At 36.9% G+C, this 16,753-nt stretch carries 12 protein-coding genes and 2 other annotated features; of the genes, 6 read left to right on the forward strand and 6 right to left on the reverse strand.

Translation table 11 applies throughout. The annotated features are described in order from the left end of the window. Positions 1 to 22 precede the first annotated feature (22 nt). Entirely contained in the window at positions 23 to 454 is a 432-nt protein-coding gene (locus NX902_RS01580; RefSeq protein WP_095331288.1) for a VOC family protein, read from the forward strand. A 280-nt stretch (positions 455 to 734) separates the two neighbouring features. Here NX902_RS01580 and NX902_RS01585 read toward each other — a convergent pair whose 3' ends face one another. Further along, complete coding sequence (locus NX902_RS01585) at positions 735 to 1,154, reverse strand: MarR family winged helix-turn-helix transcriptional regulator (protein WP_171509223.1); 420 nt, start codon at positions 1,152 to 1,154, stop codon at positions 735 to 737. A 101-nt stretch (positions 1,155 to 1,255) separates the two neighbouring features. On the opposite strand from NX902_RS01585, the gene NX902_RS01590 reads away from it, so the two are divergent. Further along, positions 1,256 to 2,242, forward strand: coding sequence for a YhdH/YhfP family quinone oxidoreductase (locus tag NX902_RS01590; protein ID WP_171509224.1), 987 nt, complete (start codon positions 1,256 to 1,258; stop codon positions 2,240 to 2,242). A 319-nt stretch (positions 2,243 to 2,561) separates the two neighbouring features. On the opposite strand, the gene NX902_RS01595 is transcribed toward NX902_RS01590, so the two are convergent. Both NX902_RS01595 and ileS read right to left on the reverse strand, forming a co-directional pair. Then, positions 2,562 to 3,740, reverse strand: a complete 1,179-nt coding sequence (locus NX902_RS01595; RefSeq protein ID WP_123260088.1) for a DHH family phosphoesterase — start codon at positions 3,738 to 3,740, stop codon at positions 2,562 to 2,564. Between the two features lie 148 nt (positions 3,741 to 3,888). Continuing rightward, entirely contained in the window at positions 3,889 to 6,981 is a 3,093-nt protein-coding gene (gene ileS / locus NX902_RS01600; RefSeq protein WP_163185740.1) for an isoleucine--tRNA ligase, read from the reverse strand. A gap of 77 nt (positions 6,982 to 7,058) precedes the next feature. Further along, positions 7,059 to 7,312 (reverse strand) — a binding site (T-box leader). Between the two features lie 185 nt (positions 7,313 to 7,497). Here ileS and NX902_RS01605 point away from each other — a divergent pair. Then, positions 7,498 to 7,926, forward strand: coding sequence for a DUF2871 domain-containing protein (locus tag NX902_RS01605; RefSeq protein ID WP_047944678.1), 429 nt, complete (start codon positions 7,498 to 7,500; stop codon positions 7,924 to 7,926). Positions 7,927 to 7,986: 60 nt separating this feature from the next. Here the strand turns inward: NX902_RS01605 and shc are convergent, their stop codons facing one another. Continuing rightward, on the reverse strand, positions 7,987 to 9,885 hold the full coding sequence (gene shc / locus NX902_RS01610; RefSeq protein WP_341160515.1) for a squalene--hopene cyclase: 1,899 nt from the start codon (positions 9,883 to 9,885) through the stop codon (positions 7,987 to 7,989). Positions 9,886 to 10,026: 141 nt separating this feature from the next. Beyond that, positions 10,027 to 10,247: a binding site (T-box leader), on the forward strand. Between the two features lie 195 nt (positions 10,248 to 10,442). Between shc and aspS the strand changes: the two genes are divergently transcribed. Both aspS and NX902_RS01620 read left to right on the forward strand, forming a co-directional pair. Beyond that, positions 10,443 to 11,738, forward strand: coding sequence for an aspartate--tRNA(Asn) ligase (aspS, locus tag NX902_RS01615; protein WP_163185734.1), 1,296 nt, complete (start codon positions 10,443 to 10,445; stop codon positions 11,736 to 11,738). 261 nt (positions 11,739 to 11,999) lie between these two features. After that, on the forward strand, positions 12,000 to 12,881 hold the full coding sequence (locus tag NX902_RS01620) for an SMP-30/gluconolactonase/LRE family protein (RefSeq protein WP_123258751.1): 882 nt from the start codon (positions 12,000 to 12,002) through the stop codon (positions 12,879 to 12,881). Between the two features lie 214 nt (positions 12,882 to 13,095). On the opposite strand, the gene NX902_RS01625 is transcribed toward NX902_RS01620, so the two are convergent. Beyond that, positions 13,096 to 14,559, reverse strand: a complete 1,464-nt coding sequence (locus NX902_RS01625) for a SulP family inorganic anion transporter (RefSeq protein ID WP_163185731.1) — start codon at positions 14,557 to 14,559, stop codon at positions 13,096 to 13,098. 146 nt (positions 14,560 to 14,705) lie between these two features. Here NX902_RS01625 and NX902_RS01630 point away from each other — a divergent pair, with 146 nt between their 5' ends. Beyond that, entirely contained in the window at positions 14,706 to 15,245 is a 540-nt protein-coding gene (locus tag NX902_RS01630) for a recombinase family protein (RefSeq protein ID WP_095331208.1), read from the forward strand. 391 nt (positions 15,246 to 15,636) lie between these two features. Here the strand turns inward: NX902_RS01630 and NX902_RS01635 are convergent, their stop codons facing one another. Then, positions 15,637 to 16,725, reverse strand: coding sequence for a helix-turn-helix domain-containing protein (locus NX902_RS01635; RefSeq protein WP_204259842.1), 1,089 nt, complete (start codon positions 16,723 to 16,725; stop codon positions 15,637 to 15,639). Positions 16,726 to 16,753: the final 28 nt, after the last annotated feature.

Here is a 16,753-nt window from a genome sequence, read left to right on the forward strand (position 1 = left end):
ATAATATGTGGAGGGGTTAGAAATGGTACCACAAAGAGTTTCATTGCTTACATTAGGAGCATTACGGTTACCAGAATTGCGAAGGTTTTACCAGCGGATTGGCTGGCTGGAAAAGGAATCAAGCTCTGATCAATATGCTATTTTTAAGACAGCTGGTGTTTTGCTAACATTGTTTCCGTTAGAGGAATTAGCGAAGGACGCAGGAGTAGAACTGCAAAATCCCATGGAGGGTTATCGAGGGGTTACCTTTGCTATTAATGTAAATACCCCTGAGGATGTAGACACAGTAATGGAAAAAGTCAAAGAGGCAGGCGGAAAGATTATAAGAGAAGCAAGCGATGCCTTTTGGGGCGGAAGAACAGCTTATTTTGCCGATCCAGAAAACAATCTCTGGGAAGTTGCTTGGAATCCTGATTCTGTATTTGATGAAAGAGGAGCAATGATTGATTTTTAAAAGGAAATGGTGTTTTAAAATAAAGACTGATTATTTAAAGCAAAGTTTGATTAAAAGACATTTAATATCTAAAGGTAAATTAGGATAGAGTTTTTTCAGTAAATGTAGGTAATTAAGAGAATCTATAATTATTTGATTATGTTAACTTGTTTATTCTATAGTTATGGAAGAAACGGGGCAGTATAGTGAAATAAAAAATATTCAAGTCCATAAAAAATACCGTCCAAAGAGATAGACGGTATTTTTTTATATCCTTGGTAAGAGGTTATCATTATGGGAATTAAAAATCGGATTTTATAATGGTTTCTAAAGCCTTTTTTAATACATTTTGTTCGTCATCTGACAAATTTTGAAGAACCATAGTATTCAAGTTGATGGTTGCAGATTCAATATTTTCTTTAATACTGTTAGATTTTGAAGTAACCGTTACTAAAACATTCCTACGATTATTTGGATCTACCGAACGTTCTATCAAACCAGCCTTTTGCATTTTATCTAAAATTCCAGATACGGTAGGTGCTTCCAAATATACCATTTCTCCAATCTGTTTAGGCGATAACTGCCCTTCTTTCCATAAACAATTTAGCACACCATATTGAGCTGGTGTAACTCCGTATTCCTCCAAAAGCTTGCTAAAATATTTAAAAACTTTATTCTGACTTACACTAAGTAAGAAGTTCATACAATTATTTAATTCCATGTTATCTCCTCCATTTGACAATAACTATAATAACATGTTAAGTTTTGTTACGAAATACTTTCAGTGCAGAAATATTTTGTTTCGAAAAGGAGTAGTGGATTATGAGTACATTTAAGGCGATTGTTGTAAAAGAAAACCAAGACCAAGTAATTTACGGTTTAGAAAATGTTGATTTCGATAGTCTTTCAGACGGTGAAGTTCTTATTAAGTTGGCATATTCTTCAATAAACTATAAGGATATGTTGGCAGTCCAAAAAAATGGTGGTGTTATCCGGAAGTATCCAATGATTCCTGGAATTGACTTAAGTGGAACTATAGTTCATACCCTTGATAATCGTTTTACAGAAGGACAGAAAGTTGTTATTACAGGTTTTGATATGGGAATGAGCCATACTGGAGGGTTTGCAGAATATGCAAGAGTTCCAGCAGAGTGGATTGTTCCTTTACCAGAAAACTTAACTCTTAAAGATGCAATGGTCTTTGGAACAGCAGGATTTACTGCTGCACTATCCATCTTTGCTTTAGAAGAGAAAGGTATGGATAAAAATAATAATCCAAAAATATTAGTCACTGGTTCAACTGGGGGAGTAGGTAGTATTGCTATCCAAATTTTATCTAAAATTGGTTACAAAAATATCTCAGCATTGATTCGAAAAGAGAGTCAAACAGACGTAGCGAAATCTTTAGGTGCAACTAATGTCATTTTTGCAAGTGAGTTAGGAGAACAAAATAAGCCCCTTAATAAACAAAAGTTTGACTTTGTTTTAGATACTGTTGGTGGGGAGGTTGCTTCTGTATTAATTCCTCAAATCTCTTATGGTGGAAGTATGAGTATGTGTGGTAATGCAGGTGGGATAAAATTAACATCAACTGTGTTGCCGTTTATACTTAGAGGAATTAACCTTTTAGGTATTGATTCAGTAAATGTACCAATTAATGACCGTGGGTATATCTGGGGGAAAATCGCAGACGAATGGAATATTTCTAAAACTACTCTAATAGATGAAATTACACTAAGCGAAATACCACAAACAATTGAAAAAATTAAAAATGGACAGCATTTAGGAAGAACAATTATAAAATTTTAATACCTTGTTTAAATTCTAAAAATTAATAAAGATGCTGTTAAATACCGCCAAATAAAAAGAACTGGATTTATCTAAAGTTCTTTTTATTTGGGTCCAAATTGGAGGAAATAGTACTATTGGTTATGGACAAACAAAAGATATTTTTTCTATATGAAGTACAAAATGGACTAGTTTGTGAAAAGTTATACTTAAACAATAGGGGGCGTTAGTTGAATAAGAAGTCTAGGAATAATCAAACTTTATTATAAAAAATCTAACAAAGTTATTAATAGAAAAACCATTTTGAACAATCTTTATTCAAAATGGTTTTTTGGCAATATTATTTATGTTTAACAAAGTCCATTACGTAGCGAATGTATTTATCATCTCTTGCAAGCCATACGCCATAATTTCGGCGCAGGAAGATTTCTCCTTGTAGGAAGGTAGAGAAGGTTTGTGGAAGCTTTGTTTTTTTATGGTTAATTGCCCACTGGTTTTTGCTCACTTGATAAAGGAAGAATACCTCATCTTGTTTGTTTTCAAATAAAGTCCCAAGCGGAGAATCTTTTTTATTGTATTCATTCTTTTTCGGATCTTCTCTTAAAGGTTCTAATGCAAAAGTATCAAGGCAATAATTTTGGTAAGCTTTATCGGTTAAGTTGCAGCCGGATGCCTTTACATGACCTCCCCCGCCGTATACGCCCGCCACTTTTGATACATCTACATGATCATGAATTGTGCGGAATCCAAGTTTTTTTCCACCAATATTAACAATTGCTATGTAATCTAAATGAGGATATTCCTTGCCAAGCTCATTCCCCAATTCAGAATGGTATTGCTCTGCATAGACAACGCCTGCATACAAACCGTCTATTTCCTTTTGGACAAGTTCACGACGTTTCCGACGGATGTAACGGTCAATTTTCTTTTCTTCCATATCTAGAATCTGTGTTTCTAGCTCATCAAAGTAGAAATGATCACTTTCCTTTAATCGTGTAACCATTTTTTCCACAAATTCATCAAATGAAATAAGATAGAAAAGTGCATTTAAACGTTGTGCTTCTAAATTATTGTTTCTTTCCCAATCCCATGTATCATATTGTCTTACCAACTCCACGAATTCTGATATTGCTGGAGAGGGAGTCATGTATTCATGTTTTACAAGGTATTCATATAATAAAGACGTGGCACTAGTCAAGGTTCCATCCTCATCTTGAACAGACACAAATCCCCATTCAAAATCATTTAAATGAAGAGCTGTTTTATGATGGTCGATCAGTTGTACCTTGCCACCTTTTTTATAATAGTCATCTAATCGAATCGTATTTTCTTCATTGACAGAAAGATCGGTAATAAAGAGAAAAGTGTCTTCCGTTTTTTGATCTAAGAACTTTTCTACTTCTTGGTTGAGAAAAGATACGGAATTATAACGCACCTCTACGTCTTCTCCGAATGCGAGTTTTGCAATAATGCCGCAGCCAACTCCATCTAGGTCATTATGCGATAATAGTTTGTACATTTTTTTCACCCCTGCCCAATAGTATAATCTAATATGAAAAAAATAGAACCGATTACGGCTAATTTCTTTTTGAAAAACACATCCTTACAAAGAAAAAACGTGTCTCAGATAGGTTGTGCACCATATGTGAGACAGCCTTTTTGAATGGTTATTTCAAGCCAATGGATACTTTTTCGCCGTCTATTTGAAGTTCTTTCATTTCTGTTATTCTTTCGAAAAGAAGCTCCTGGAGAATAACTCCTTTATGAATAAGAGAATGATATTCCATGATCGTGTGTTGGAAAGTGATTGAACAGTCGATATATAAATCAATTTTCTTATCGACTGGCAAGTTCTTTTCTTTCCGCAAATCTTGGACGGAACGAATGAGTTCTCTGATGTTCCCTTCCCTTTTTAATGCTTCTGATATGGTTGTATCAAGCATTACGGTGAAATTCTTAGAGGAGGCCTCATGATATCCCGGTAGATTTGTCTTTCTTTGGAGAAGTATTTCTTCCCCTGTTAAGGTAATACATTCTTTACTTTCTAGTTGGAAAGTTAAATATCCTTTATTTCTAAATAAATTTATCTCTTCTTCTGTTGCAGCTTGTAATTTATCTTTTATAAATTTAACACTTTTTCCTAGTTTTGGCCCTGCCTTTTTAAAATCAAGCTTTAAAGAATATTGAACATAATCTTCTTGTGAATCTATCCAGTTAATCCTTTTCACATTTAGTTCTTCTTTTATGATAGATTCAAACTGTAAAAAATCAGTATTCTGGTTACTATTGTTCGAGAAAATCAATAATGTAGCCAAAGGTTGTTTGGTTTTTATTTGAAACCGATGACGAAGACTTCTTCCAAGCTCAACCACTTCTTTTACTTTCTCCATTTGTTCTTCTAATTGCTTATTCACCCTTTCAGAGTTTTTGGAAGGAAAGTTAGTTAAATGAACGCTTTTCCCTGTTAAGGCAAGATGAATACTTTCAGATGTAAAGGGAATAAAGGAAGCTAACAACTGTGATGAATGAATTAACACACTATATAAGGTTTGAAAAGCAGAAAGTTTGTCATCTGACATTCCCCTACTCCAAAATCGCTCGCGATTTCTGCGAATATACCAATTACTTATATCATCCATTAATGCAGCGATTTTTCTGGCGGCATTGGTTAATTGATATTGTTCCATCTCCGTTTGGACAATCATCGAAGTCGTTTCTAAGCGAGAAAGAATCCAGCGATCCATAATTGGGAGGTTATTAGCTCTTGGTAAATTCGGATCAAAATGATCTATTTCAGCGTATATAGAATAGAAATGAAATAAACTTAAAAATGTATCAATAATTTTTGATTTTGCCTCTTGGACATTTTTTTCTGAGAATCTCTTTTGATTCCATGGAGCACTGTCTGCCACAAGCGCCCACCGTAGTGCATCTGCGCCATATGTTTGGATAAGCTCAACAGGGTCTAATGCATTGCCTTTGCTTTTAGACATTTTTTGTCCTTGTTCATCTAGTACATGCCCTGTTGCTACCACATTTTTATATGGTGCTTTGCCGGAATAAAGGACGGAAACAGCTAACAGCGAATAAAACCATCCTCTTGTTTGATCGATTCCTTCCACAACTACATCTGCAGGGAACTGCTGTTGAAATATGCCGCTATTCTCAAATGGTGTATGATATTGGGCAAATGGCATGGAGCCACTATCAAACCATACGTCGATCACTTCTGGTGTTCGATGCATTTCCCCCCTGCATGAGGGACAAGTTAAGATTAGTTCATCTACATACGGTTTGTGCAATTCTAAATGGTCAAAAGGATTCTTCGTATATTTTTTTAGCTGTGCTATGCTTTTAGGAGCTATTTCTGTTTGGCAGCAAGTACATTGCCATACGTTTAGTGGAGTTCCCCAATAGCGGTTTCGGCTTATATTCCAATCGACTAATCCCTCAAGGAAATTTCCAAAACGGCCATCTTTTATATGCTCAGGATACCAGTTTACCTCTTGATTTTTCGCGATCAGCATTTCCTTTGCTGCGGTTGTTTTGATAAACCAGCTTTCTGTTGCGTAATACAAAAGGGGTGTGTCACAGCGCCAGCAATGAGGGTAAGAATGTTCATATTTTTCTTTATGGAATAACAGTCCCTTTTGATGAAGCATTTTGATTATCTCGACATCCGCTTTTCCATCTTTTACAAAGGTGCCTGCTAAAGGGGTAATGGCTTTTTTATATCTTCCTCTTTCATCCACCACATGGACAAAAGAAAGGTCGTTCGCTTGCACAAGATGATAATCATCTTCGCCATAAGCTGGGGCAATATGGACAATTCCAGTTCCACTGTCACTTGTGACGAAATCACCATGATGAATAGTATGACCTTTCTCCACTTGCACGTAAGAAAATGGTGCTATATAGGAAAGTCCGAGTAAGTCTTCCCCTTTTAATTGTTCGATCACTTCTCCCTCTGTACCAAATACTGCCTGTAATCTATTTTTAGCGATGATAAATACATCGTCCTCCATTTTAACCTTTACATAGTCCAAGTCTTTATGAACTGCTAATGCAACATTTGCTGGTAATGTCCACGGAGTTGTTGTCCAGCCTAGTACATATTCATTCTCCTTTGAAGCAAGCTTGAATTTGACGGTAGCACTTAAATCTTTTACATCTTTATAACCTTGAGCCACCTCATGTGAGCTTAAGGAGGTCTGACAGCTAGGGCAATATGGAGAAACACGATGCCCTTTATACAGCCAGCCCTTCTCATGAATGGTACCAAGGATATTCCAAACAGATTCAATATAATCATTACTCATGGTCATATAAGGATCATCCATATCAACCCAATAGCCTAGTTCTTTTGTAAATGTGCGCCATTGTTGTTCATAGGAGAATACGCTAGCTTTACATTGTTCAATAAAAGGAATCACGCCATACTCTTCGATTTCTTGTTTTCCGGAAATACCGAGTGCCCTTTCTACGCCTAATTCCACTGGTAGCCCGTGCGTATCCCATCCCGCTTTGCGAATGACTTGTTTGCCGTTCATTGTTTGAAATCTGGCGATGATATCCTTGATCGTTCTACCTAACGCATGCCCGACATGTGGAAGTCCATTGGCTGTTGGCGGTCCTTCATAAAATACAAAGGGTTCTTTATTTTCGCGCTGTTCAATTGATTTTTGAAAAATTTGCTTTTCTTCCCAAAAAGCGAGAATTCTTTCTTCGCGGCCTCTGTCTGTTTCTTTTGGTGTTTCCATCCATATCCCTCCATATTAATCAGTAAACATTCCAGTATAGAAAGATATTTTCCGGAAATAAAAAACACCCGTCCCTATGTAGGGACGAGTGTATTATTTATAACCCGCGTTACCACCCAAATTCTGCTTGGCAAAAGCAAACAGCGCTTAGTCAACGTACTATCATACGTGTTCCCTTTAACGGTGGAAATCCGTCAAGACTTACTAACTGCTAGGGTTCTGCCTTGCATCTCAGAGATGATTTTTCCGGTTTGCTTTCCTTACTGGCTTCCACCATACCCAGCTCGCTAAAAGGAATACAAAACGTACTTTTTCTCTTCATCGATTTCTATGAATTGGAATGTTTTGTATAGGATAGCACTTTTAAATGGGAAACTCAAGAGACGTTAACCTAATTTAAGATAAAAAATAAAACATAGTTGGAGAAATACAGCCACAAAACTGCCATAGTATCGAGACTGGGATTTTGTTAGAATGATAGGTAGTGATTGAATAGGTTTGAAAGGGAGTAGAGACATGAAGAAAGTATTAAATATAGCCTTTTTTTATGCGATTTTAGGATTGGTTAGTGGTGTTTACTATAGAGAATTTACGAAAATGAGAGATTTTACAGGTGAGACCCAGCTCTCCGTGGTGCATACTCATTCGTTTGCTTTAGGAATGATGATCATGTTAATCGTCTATCTATTCTGTTATACAATGAAAATCCATACACTCAAAAACTTTGATGTATTCTTTTATTTTTACAATATTGGAGTGCTTTCTACTATTACGCTAATGATTATTAGAGGAACGCTGCAAGTGCTTGAGTTTGATTTATCAAGTGGGTTAGATTCTGCTATTTCGGGAATCGCGGGTCTAGGTCATATTGCCGTTACCATCGGATTAGTGCTGTTTTTTCTTTTATTGAAAAAAAACCACCACGAAAATATTCGGACGAAGTAGACAAGAGCGTTTTTCCGAAGCTTATTGAGAGCAGCAGCTTCGGAAAAACGCTAGATTAATTTAAGAATTTGCTGGCTTGTTTAGGAGGTCATTTCTATAATGGGATAGCGCAAGTAATGGAAAAATATGATTATAGCTATGATAGTAAATATAGAATTGAGTAGGTAAGCCGATTCCTGTTGGATAAGTAATGGCATGGTTCTCCCCTTTTTTTTCTAATAAATATTGTATGCCCCTTTTTACTTCACTGCTTGCTCCTTCTCCTGCTGCGATTAAAGCATCGACAGCCCAAGCTGTTTGTGATTCCGTGCTAAACGGTAGCGGCACATACGTTAGTTTTTCACAGCTTTGACAGGATTCTCCCCATCCGCCATTTGAATGTTGAATTCTCTTCAGCCAAGTGACTGCCTTTTTGATTGTTGGATGATTTAAAGACATACCAACAGCTGTTAAACCTGTAATGGCAGCCCATGTACCGTAAATATAACAGACTCCCCATCTGCCATACCAAGAGCCATTTTTCTCTTGATTATCGCTTAGCCAATCTACAGCCAGTTTTATATGAGGATGTGTATAACGCAGATGTGCAAAATTACCTAAATATTCTAGAACTCTTCCTGTTAAGTCAGCGGTAGATGGATCTACTGCTGCATCTTTGGCGTTTTCAATAGGAACGAGTTTAAGTATTTCCCAATCTGTATTTTTTTCAAAGGCGCCCCACCCGCCATCTCTGTTTTGCATGGAAAGCAAATAGTTTGTGCCCTTTAGCCAAGCTTGATGAACAGTTGGATTTTTTGCAGTTGCGGCGGTTAAGGCACGTAGAACAGCTGAGGTATCATCATTGTCTGGATTATTAGTGTTGATGTCAGAAAATCCCCATCCGCCGGGTTCTGCACGAGGATTATGAACCTGCCAATCACCTTTTTTTGTATGTTGTTTTGTTAGAAGATATTTCGTTGCTTTTTTTATCGGAATAGATTCTGAAGACATGCCCGCTTGTTGTAATGTATAGCTAATTAACCCTGTATCCCAAACGGTGCTGGTAGAATTTTCAAGGTGGCTGAGTTCCCCTCTTTTATCAATAAGAGAGGAGAGACCAGAAACTGCTTTGTTAATAACAGGTGAGTCTTTTTTATAGCCAAGGGCAAGCAGGGCATAGATCATAAAGAAAGTGGCACTGGCATAACTGTAAAGCGTTCCATCTTCTTCAAGTCGATCTAGCATATATTTTTCGCCATATTGAAACCCTAAATGGTGAAGATAGGCTGGGAATTTGCCGATTCTTTTCATTTCTTTCCACAGGAAGGTAAGGGGTGACCGCTCATTTTCTAGGTATTCGTAAGAGGGATAAAGAGCCATATCTCTTACAAATAAATCATCTAGCTTTGCTTTTGGCTGAAGGGTAAATTTTTTATTGGATGCTATTAACATAGGAATGAAGTGAATACGGGCATAGGCGCTAAATTGGTAGAAGTTAATAGGCTGGAACGTTGGCATCAATAAAAATGTCATCGGAATGTATATCATATGGGACCATGGGTATAAACCATTGACGGAAAGCATCCATTTTATCATAAAATGAGCTTTCGCTAAACCGCCATTTTTTATAATAAATGATCTTGCCTTCTTCATCTGCTTATTGTCCTTCGTATAATGGCCAGAGTATAGAAGGGCAGTATACGCAATAATGGTTGCTGATAAATGACCATTTGGCTCATCCCGATATGCCTTCCAATACCCTTCTTTCTCCTGGGTTGTACGCAGTGTTTTAGTCAAAAGACGGATGTTTTCTTCTTCGGTTTCGATATTTAAAGCTCTAATCGTAATGATATAAAAAGCATCTGTCATTAAGCTGCCTTGAAAACGGAATCGAAAAGATCCATCTCGCTGTTGATGTTCAACAAGTTTCTTTATCCGTCTATGTTGCTCTTTTTCAACTATTTCGATAATTGTATTCAATAAAGTCACCTCAACTTTAAGATCGTATTAGTAAACTTTATGCATCAAAAGGAAAATCATATTCAGAAATATTTATATTTTCTTTTTTTAGTGGTTGAAATTGAAAGGATAGAGGACTATAATAAAACATAATTTAATGGAGCGAACATGTTGAGCAGAAGGAGTAGCCTAAGTAACTTTTTCAAAAGAGAGCAGTCGGCAGCTGAAAAGATTGTGTAAAAGCCTTTGGTGAAGACATCTGTGAGTGTTACTTTGAACATTGTATAAACAATTAGTAGGGGTAACCGGCCATCACCGTTATGATACAAGTGGTTTTTTTTAAAGAACAATTTGGGTGGTACCGCGGATAATCCGTCCCTTTTATAGGGGCGGTTTTTTGTTGTTTTTTTTCTAAATTACAAGATAAGCATCATGACCGTTTTCTGCTATCGTTTTTTGTTTCAAATATACAGAGCAAGAAGATAGAGCTTTTCTTATAAGGAGGTGAGTACCATGGATGATGATGATGATAACGATATGAATCAAAAAAAATTACTTATTTTAGGAGGAACAACGATATGGAATCTTCAAAAAGGGTACTCATCTCTGAATGCGAACAGTATGTTGGAAAGGAAGTAGTATTAAAGGGCTGGGTAAAGAAAATCCGTCAGCTCGGAAAAGTTGGTTTCTTGTTATTGAGAGATCGCACGGGAACGATTCAATGTGTCCTTGAGCAAGAGCAGAATCAACTGAAGATAGAGACAGAAAGTGTTGTTCGGGTGGCTGGAGTTCTTGTTGATACGGAAAAAACAGCAAATGGAGTAGAGCTTCAAGTAAGGGAATTAACGATTCTAGCGGAAGCTGGCCCGTTGCCATTCGAAATTAATAAGAACCAAGTAAAGGTAGGATTAGATCATGTATTAAACCACCGAGTTCTATCATTAAGACATGAGGAAATAAATGCAATTTTTACGATTCAATCTATGTTTGTAAAAGGTTTTACAGAGTTCCTAACTACCGAAGGCTTTACGCGAATTTTTACACCGAAAATTGTTTCACAGGGAGCAGAAGGCGGGGCTAATGTTTTTACCTTTAACTATTTTGAGAAGCATGCTTATTTAGCGCAATCCCCTCAATTTTATAAACAAATGATGGTGGGCGCTGGGTTTGAACGAGTGTTTGAAATTGCACCTGTATATAGGGCAGAAGAGCATAATTCATCTAGACACTTAAATGAATATATTTCCCTAGATGTTGAAATCGGTTTTATTGACAACGTGGAAGAAGTAATGGAGATCGAAAGGCAGGTTCTTCAATATACTTTCCAGTATGTAAAGGAGCATTGTCTAAACCAGTTAGATTTATTAAAGGTCGAAATACCGGAATTGAATAATATACCAAAAATGACATTAGAGGAGGCACAGCAGCTATTAAAGGATAAGTATCAGAAGAGCTCTCCTGAAGGGGATTTAAATACAGAAGGAGAAAAATATATTGGAAGGTATATAAAAGATAAGTATGGAAGCGATTTTGTATTTATAACAAACTATCCAAGAACTACGAGACCAATGTATACAATGCCAAATAAAGAAAATCCAGCTTTAACTGATTCCTTTGACCTTTTATATAAAGGCAGTGAAATTACTTCAGGTGGACAGAGGATTCATTGTCAAACGGAACTGATAGAGTCTTTTAAGGAGAAAGGACTAAATCCAAGTGAGTTTACAGCCTATATCGATTCCTTCGCTTATGGAATGCCACCACACGGAGGATTTGGAATTGGCTTAGAACGTATCATCATGAAGTTTCTAAATTTAGGAAACATCCGCGAAGCAAGTGCTTTTCCAAGAGACTGTGACAGACTTATTCCTTAGAAGGAGATTGTAGAACTAGTACTAGACGTAAATAAAATTTGCTCTTTACTCGTACATTCGTTGATTGATTTGGAAATATTTTACGTCCCAAATAGAACGACATTACGAATAGGGGCAAATCTTATTTACAAGGGTAAATCCGAAAAGAAGGAGCTATTCATAAAAAATTTGGACAATTTGGTAAAGAGGGGTTTCTTTTCCTTCTAGAAAAGGTATATAAAAAGGAGCTAGATTATATATACATAATGGAGGGGGAAGCGCATGCATGATGAAGTAGAATTAGTGCTTGATGCTAAAGCAGAGCTAGGGGAAGGCCCATGCTGGGATTTCAGGAATAATCTCTTATATTGGGTAGATATTGAAGGGAAAAAAGTACATATGTATAACCATATCTCTGGTAAGCATAAACAAATTCAACTCGAACGCGAAGTATCAGCCATTATCCCTTGTAGTAAAAAAGATACGGAATTTATTGTTACATTAGATAACGGTTTTCATCTTTTAAATATAGAAACAGGACAGCTAGAATTCATGACGGATCCAGAGAAGGAATTAACACGAAATCGATTTAATGATGGCAAGTGCGATGCTAAAGGGCGATTGTGGGCAGGAACGATGAGCAGGGAGGATAAGAAAGAGGCAGCCCTTTATTGTCTCGGAAAAGATGGCAGGTGCAAGGAGAAGATGAGTGATTTAACTATTTCAAATGGAATGGCATGGACAAGTGATAATAAATACTTTTACCATATTGATACACCTACCCAAATTATCACTCAATATGAATATGAATTAGAAACAGGAGAGCTAGGGAGGGCAAAACAGATTATTGATTTTTCTGAGGAAGAAGGATTTCCAGATGGCATGACGATTGATAGCGCAGGAATGCTATGGGTTGCTCATTATGGTGGAGGAAAAGTGTCGAGATGGAATCCCGATAATGGTGAAAAATTAGAGGAAATACTTTTGCCAGTCCCAAATGTGACTTCTTGTACATTCGGGGGGAAAAAGCTGGATGAATTATATATAACCACAGCACGATCTGGTTTAGATGATGAGAAGTTAAATGAGCATCCACAATCAGGAGGACTATTCAAAGTGAAGTTAGGTATAAAAGGCGTCAAGACTTACTTATATCAGAACTGAAGCTTACTAGTTTATAAGGACGATTACGTTTTAATAAGAAAAGAGAGGGCAAAAAGATATGCCACTCTCTTATTTTGTTATTTAACTACTAAAAAGGGGCATTTGGCTCTTTTTAAGCTAGTTTGACTGCTTCTTCCGTTGCTCTTAAGGAGTTTTTCGAACCATCAATTGTTAAAAGAATAGTAGAATACATCGTTTACGCCCCTTTTCTGATTTAGTGATCAGATACTTTTGCATTGGGGTTTTGAAATACAGTAAGCTTATCCACTATCTTTTGACTAGCGGAATTTAACCCTGTCATTATTACTGTATTCTGGTTTTCTTTTAACTTTAAAGCGATTTTATCAATCGCACCAACTGCAGAATCATCCCAAACATGAGAATGGGTAAAGTCGATGGAAATTTGTTTGTTGGTGATGGAAGTATCAAATGCTTTAATAAAGCTGTCAACAGATGCGAAGAATAATTGACCTTCCACTGCATAATGCTCTTCATTCGTTCTTTCTTGCCTATGCACCTTAACATGGGAAATCTTCGCTGCGAAAAAGACCGCACTTAACAGAACTCCAGCAATGACGCCAAGGGATAAATTATTGGTTGCAACCACAATAATGACTGTCACAAGCATGACTAGGGCATCTGCCTTTGGTGCATTCACGAGATATTTGAAGGAAGACCAGTCAAAGGTGCCGATACAAACCATAATCATAATGCCGACTAATACTGGCATTGGAATCTGTACAACGAGACTGCCTAATACCATAATCAAAAACATAAGAAAGACACCGGCAACAAAGGTAGATAATCTGCCTCTTCCTCCCGATTTTACATTAATGACAGATTGACCAATCATTGCACAGCCAGCCATACCGCCGAAGAATCCTGTCACAATATTAGCGATTCCCTGCCCTCTTGCTTCTCTATTTTTATTGCTTTCTGTATCGGTTGCATCATCTACGATAGAAGATGTTAATAAGGATTCCAGTAGGCCGACAATAGATAAAGCCAATGCATAAGGAAAAATAATCGCTAATGTTTCAAAAGAAAACGGCACATTTGGAAGAAAGAACGTTGGTAAGGACTGTGTAATTTTTCCCAAATCACCAACAGTAGCAACATTAACATTTCCAAAAATAGCAACAGCCGTTAAAATAATAATAGCGATCAGCGGTGCTGGAATTACCTTTATAAATCTTGGCAAGATATATACAATTAATAATGTAATAATAACGAATAAATAAGTTATACTTGTTACGTTAACAAGATGTGGAACTTGAGCCATAAAAATAAGGATGGCTAAAGCATTAACAAAGCCAATCATCACGGCTCTTGGAATAAACTTCATCAGCTTGGCTATTTTTAATACGCCAAAAATAATTTGAATAATACCAGTTAGAATCGTAGCAGCAAATAAATATTCCAATCCGTAATCTCTGACTAATGGTCCCATTAATAGTGCCATTGCCCCTGTAGCTGCTGAAATCATCCCAGGTCTTCCACCTGTAAACGAAATAACTACAGCCATTGTAAAGGAAGCATATAATCCGATCATCGGATCTACTCCAGCGATAATAGAAAAGGCAATTGCCTCTGGTATTAGCGCTAAGGCAACAACCATTCCTGATAAAATATCCCCGCGGATATTTGAAAACCATTCCCTTTTTATCTTTTCAATCAAATGATTCACCTCAATATTAGTCTTCTGTTTCCTAAAGGTAGTCTATCACGTTTATTCCCAAAAAGGAATATGTTTTGGGAAAGTTTTTACAAGGTCTTCATTTCTGTCTATAATAGGAAGAAGAGATAACGTTGGAGGCAATGAAGATGAAATATGGCTATATTCGCCCTACCATCGCAGATATTCACTGCGAGCAGCAGTTTAAAATACTAAAACCTATATGTGAGCAAGTGTATAAAGAAGAACACGATTCGGCAAAAAATAGAACAAAGCTATTGGAATTGTTGTCGTGTCTTTCCAAGGGAGACAAGATTGTGGTGGTGCAATTATTCGCGATTGCAGACTCGAGTAGACATCTGATGGAGATATTAGATATCCTTGAGAAGAAAGGTGCCTATTTACAGACGATTAAGGAAGAGATTGATACAGAAAGAACAAAAGAATATTCATTGTCCGAAATGCTGTCCCATTTAATAGAATTCCAGAATGAAATTATTCGCGAAAGAACCAAAAAAGGGATGGAGTATGCGAAACAGCATGGGAAAACAAGTGGCAGACCTAGAAAAGCCGATGAGAATGTAAAAAAAGCAATCGAGATGTATCAGTCAAAAAAATATACCTTGAAAGATATAAAAGAAGAAACAGGGATAAGTAAGTCTACTTTATATAGGTATTTGGAGAATTAGTTGTGAAGTTACTTTAATAGGAAAGGCGGGGATTTTACAATCTATGAGAAAAAGCAGCAGGTTCCAGTAAACAAGGTTGGGACATAACAAAATAATTAATGGATAAAGACGAACAATCTCTAAATTAGTGGTGAAACCAATTCGTTCCATTGCGCTACAGACACTCCCTTTCCGCGGGGAGCAACCTAAGCCTCCTCGGCTTCAGAATGAGGAGGCTTGGCGCTCGCCCCATGGAAAGCGAAGTGTATTCAGTCTGCGGGTGATTACCACAAACCATTTTTCTTAAAATAAATAAAAACCCCAAACAATTATACGAATATTTTCTAATATGTACATATAATTGTTCGGGGGTATATTGGGTTGAAATACTTATGTCTCACTCTTTTTTTACTTATTTTGTTTTTAGCAACTGTTTAACCATGTTGCCTAAAGAGCTTCCTCCCATAAACGGAGCCAGTTTCGCTAGGATTTCTGGAGAAAGCTTGTTAGGGTCAATGCGAGCTAGTAATCGTTCGATCGCCTCTTCCTCTAAAAAAGGTGCCAGCTCAGTAAGCTCCTTTAATTCTATGTCACCATCTACTGCTTTATCCACCAGCGTATTTAATGTTTCTTCTCCTATAAATGGGACCATCTTTTGGATGAAAGTCCAGCTTCCTCTTCCACCTGCAATCAAAATCAATTGATCAATTGTTTCTTCTTCTAAAAAGGGGGCTAATGGTAGAATCTTTTCCTCATTTAAAGGATTCTTCATTTCTTGTAAAACAAGCGCACTTAGAGCTGTGTCGCTTACGAATGGAGCCATTTCTGTAATGAACCTCCATGTTATCTTGCCTGTGCTTACTTTTAGGAGCATATCATTCAAGTATTCTTCCTCTAAGAATGGCGCTAGATCCAATAACTCCATTGGTTCAGTGGATTCATTAAGTAACTGATCAGCTATTGTGTTTAATGTATGTGCAGACACAAAAGGGGCAATACGCTGTATCAGCTTACAATCGATTGCTTTTTTCGCTGCTTCAATAACTATTTCATCTAATGCTTCTGTTTGTAAAAAGGGGGCTAGGTGGACGATGGAATCTACATCCCAAACATTGGTATTCATCTTTTTTGATACTTTACTAAGCTGACTAGATTTAATAATAGGAGCGATATCGACAAGCTCATTTACTTGTGCGGATCCTGAATTGATTAAATGAGCAACTTCTTCTGGTTTATCCTCCAATAAATGCTGCACGATTTTTCCTAACTGTTTAGAATGATCCATTTTATCAACCCCTGCATTCATTAAGAGGTCAATAGATACATCAAATACATGTGCAATAACAGGAATGGATGTAATATCTGGAAGGGACTCGCCTCTTTCCCATTTTGATATCGCTTGATGACTAATATTTAATTTATCTGCTAACTCTACTTGGGTAAGATCTTTTTCTTTTCTTAGTTTAGATATATAAGCACCAATTTTTCGTGAATCAATCATCGTATCATCTCCTCTATTTTTCCAGTGC

This window comes from Niallia sp. FSL W8-0954, from assembly GCF_038005605.1.
In the GTDB taxonomy this organism is placed as follows: domain Bacteria; phylum Bacillota; class Bacilli; order Bacillales; family Cytobacillaceae; genus Niallia; species Niallia circulans_A.

Bases quoted from the DNA above. Each gene is read 5' to 3' on its own strand.
- aspS (WP_163185734.1), top strand. From the start codon at position 10,443: ATGGAATCTTCAAAAAGGGTACTCATCTCTGAATGCGAACAGTATGTT.
- NX902_RS01605 (WP_047944678.1), top strand. From the start codon at position 7,498: ATGAAGAAAGTATTAAATATAGCCTTTTTTTATGCGATTTTAGGATTG.
- NX902_RS01630 (WP_095331208.1), top strand. From the start codon at position 14,706: ATGAAATATGGCTATATTCGCCCTACCATCGCAGATATTCACTGCGAG.
- NX902_RS01585 (WP_171509223.1), bottom strand. From the start codon at position 1,154: ATGGAATTAAATAATTGTATGAACTTCTTACTTAGTGTAAGTCAGAAT.
- NX902_RS01580 (WP_095331288.1), top strand. From the start codon at position 23: ATGGTACCACAAAGAGTTTCATTGCTTACATTAGGAGCATTACGGTTA.
- NX902_RS01620 (WP_123258751.1), top strand. From the start codon at position 12,000: ATGCATGATGAAGTAGAATTAGTGCTTGATGCTAAAGCAGAGCTAGGG.
- NX902_RS01635 (WP_204259842.1), bottom strand. From the start codon at position 16,725: ATGATTGATTCACGAAAAATTGGTGCTTATATATCTAAACTAAGAAAA.
- NX902_RS01590 (WP_171509224.1), top strand. From the start codon at position 1,256: ATGAGTACATTTAAGGCGATTGTTGTAAAAGAAAACCAAGACCAAGTA.
- NX902_RS01595 (WP_123260088.1), bottom strand. From the start codon at position 3,740: ATGTACAAACTATTATCGCATAATGACCTAGATGGAGTTGGCTGCGGC.
- ileS (WP_163185740.1), bottom strand. From the start codon at position 6,981: ATGGAAACACCAAAAGAAACAGACAGAGGCCGCGAAGAAAGAATTCTC.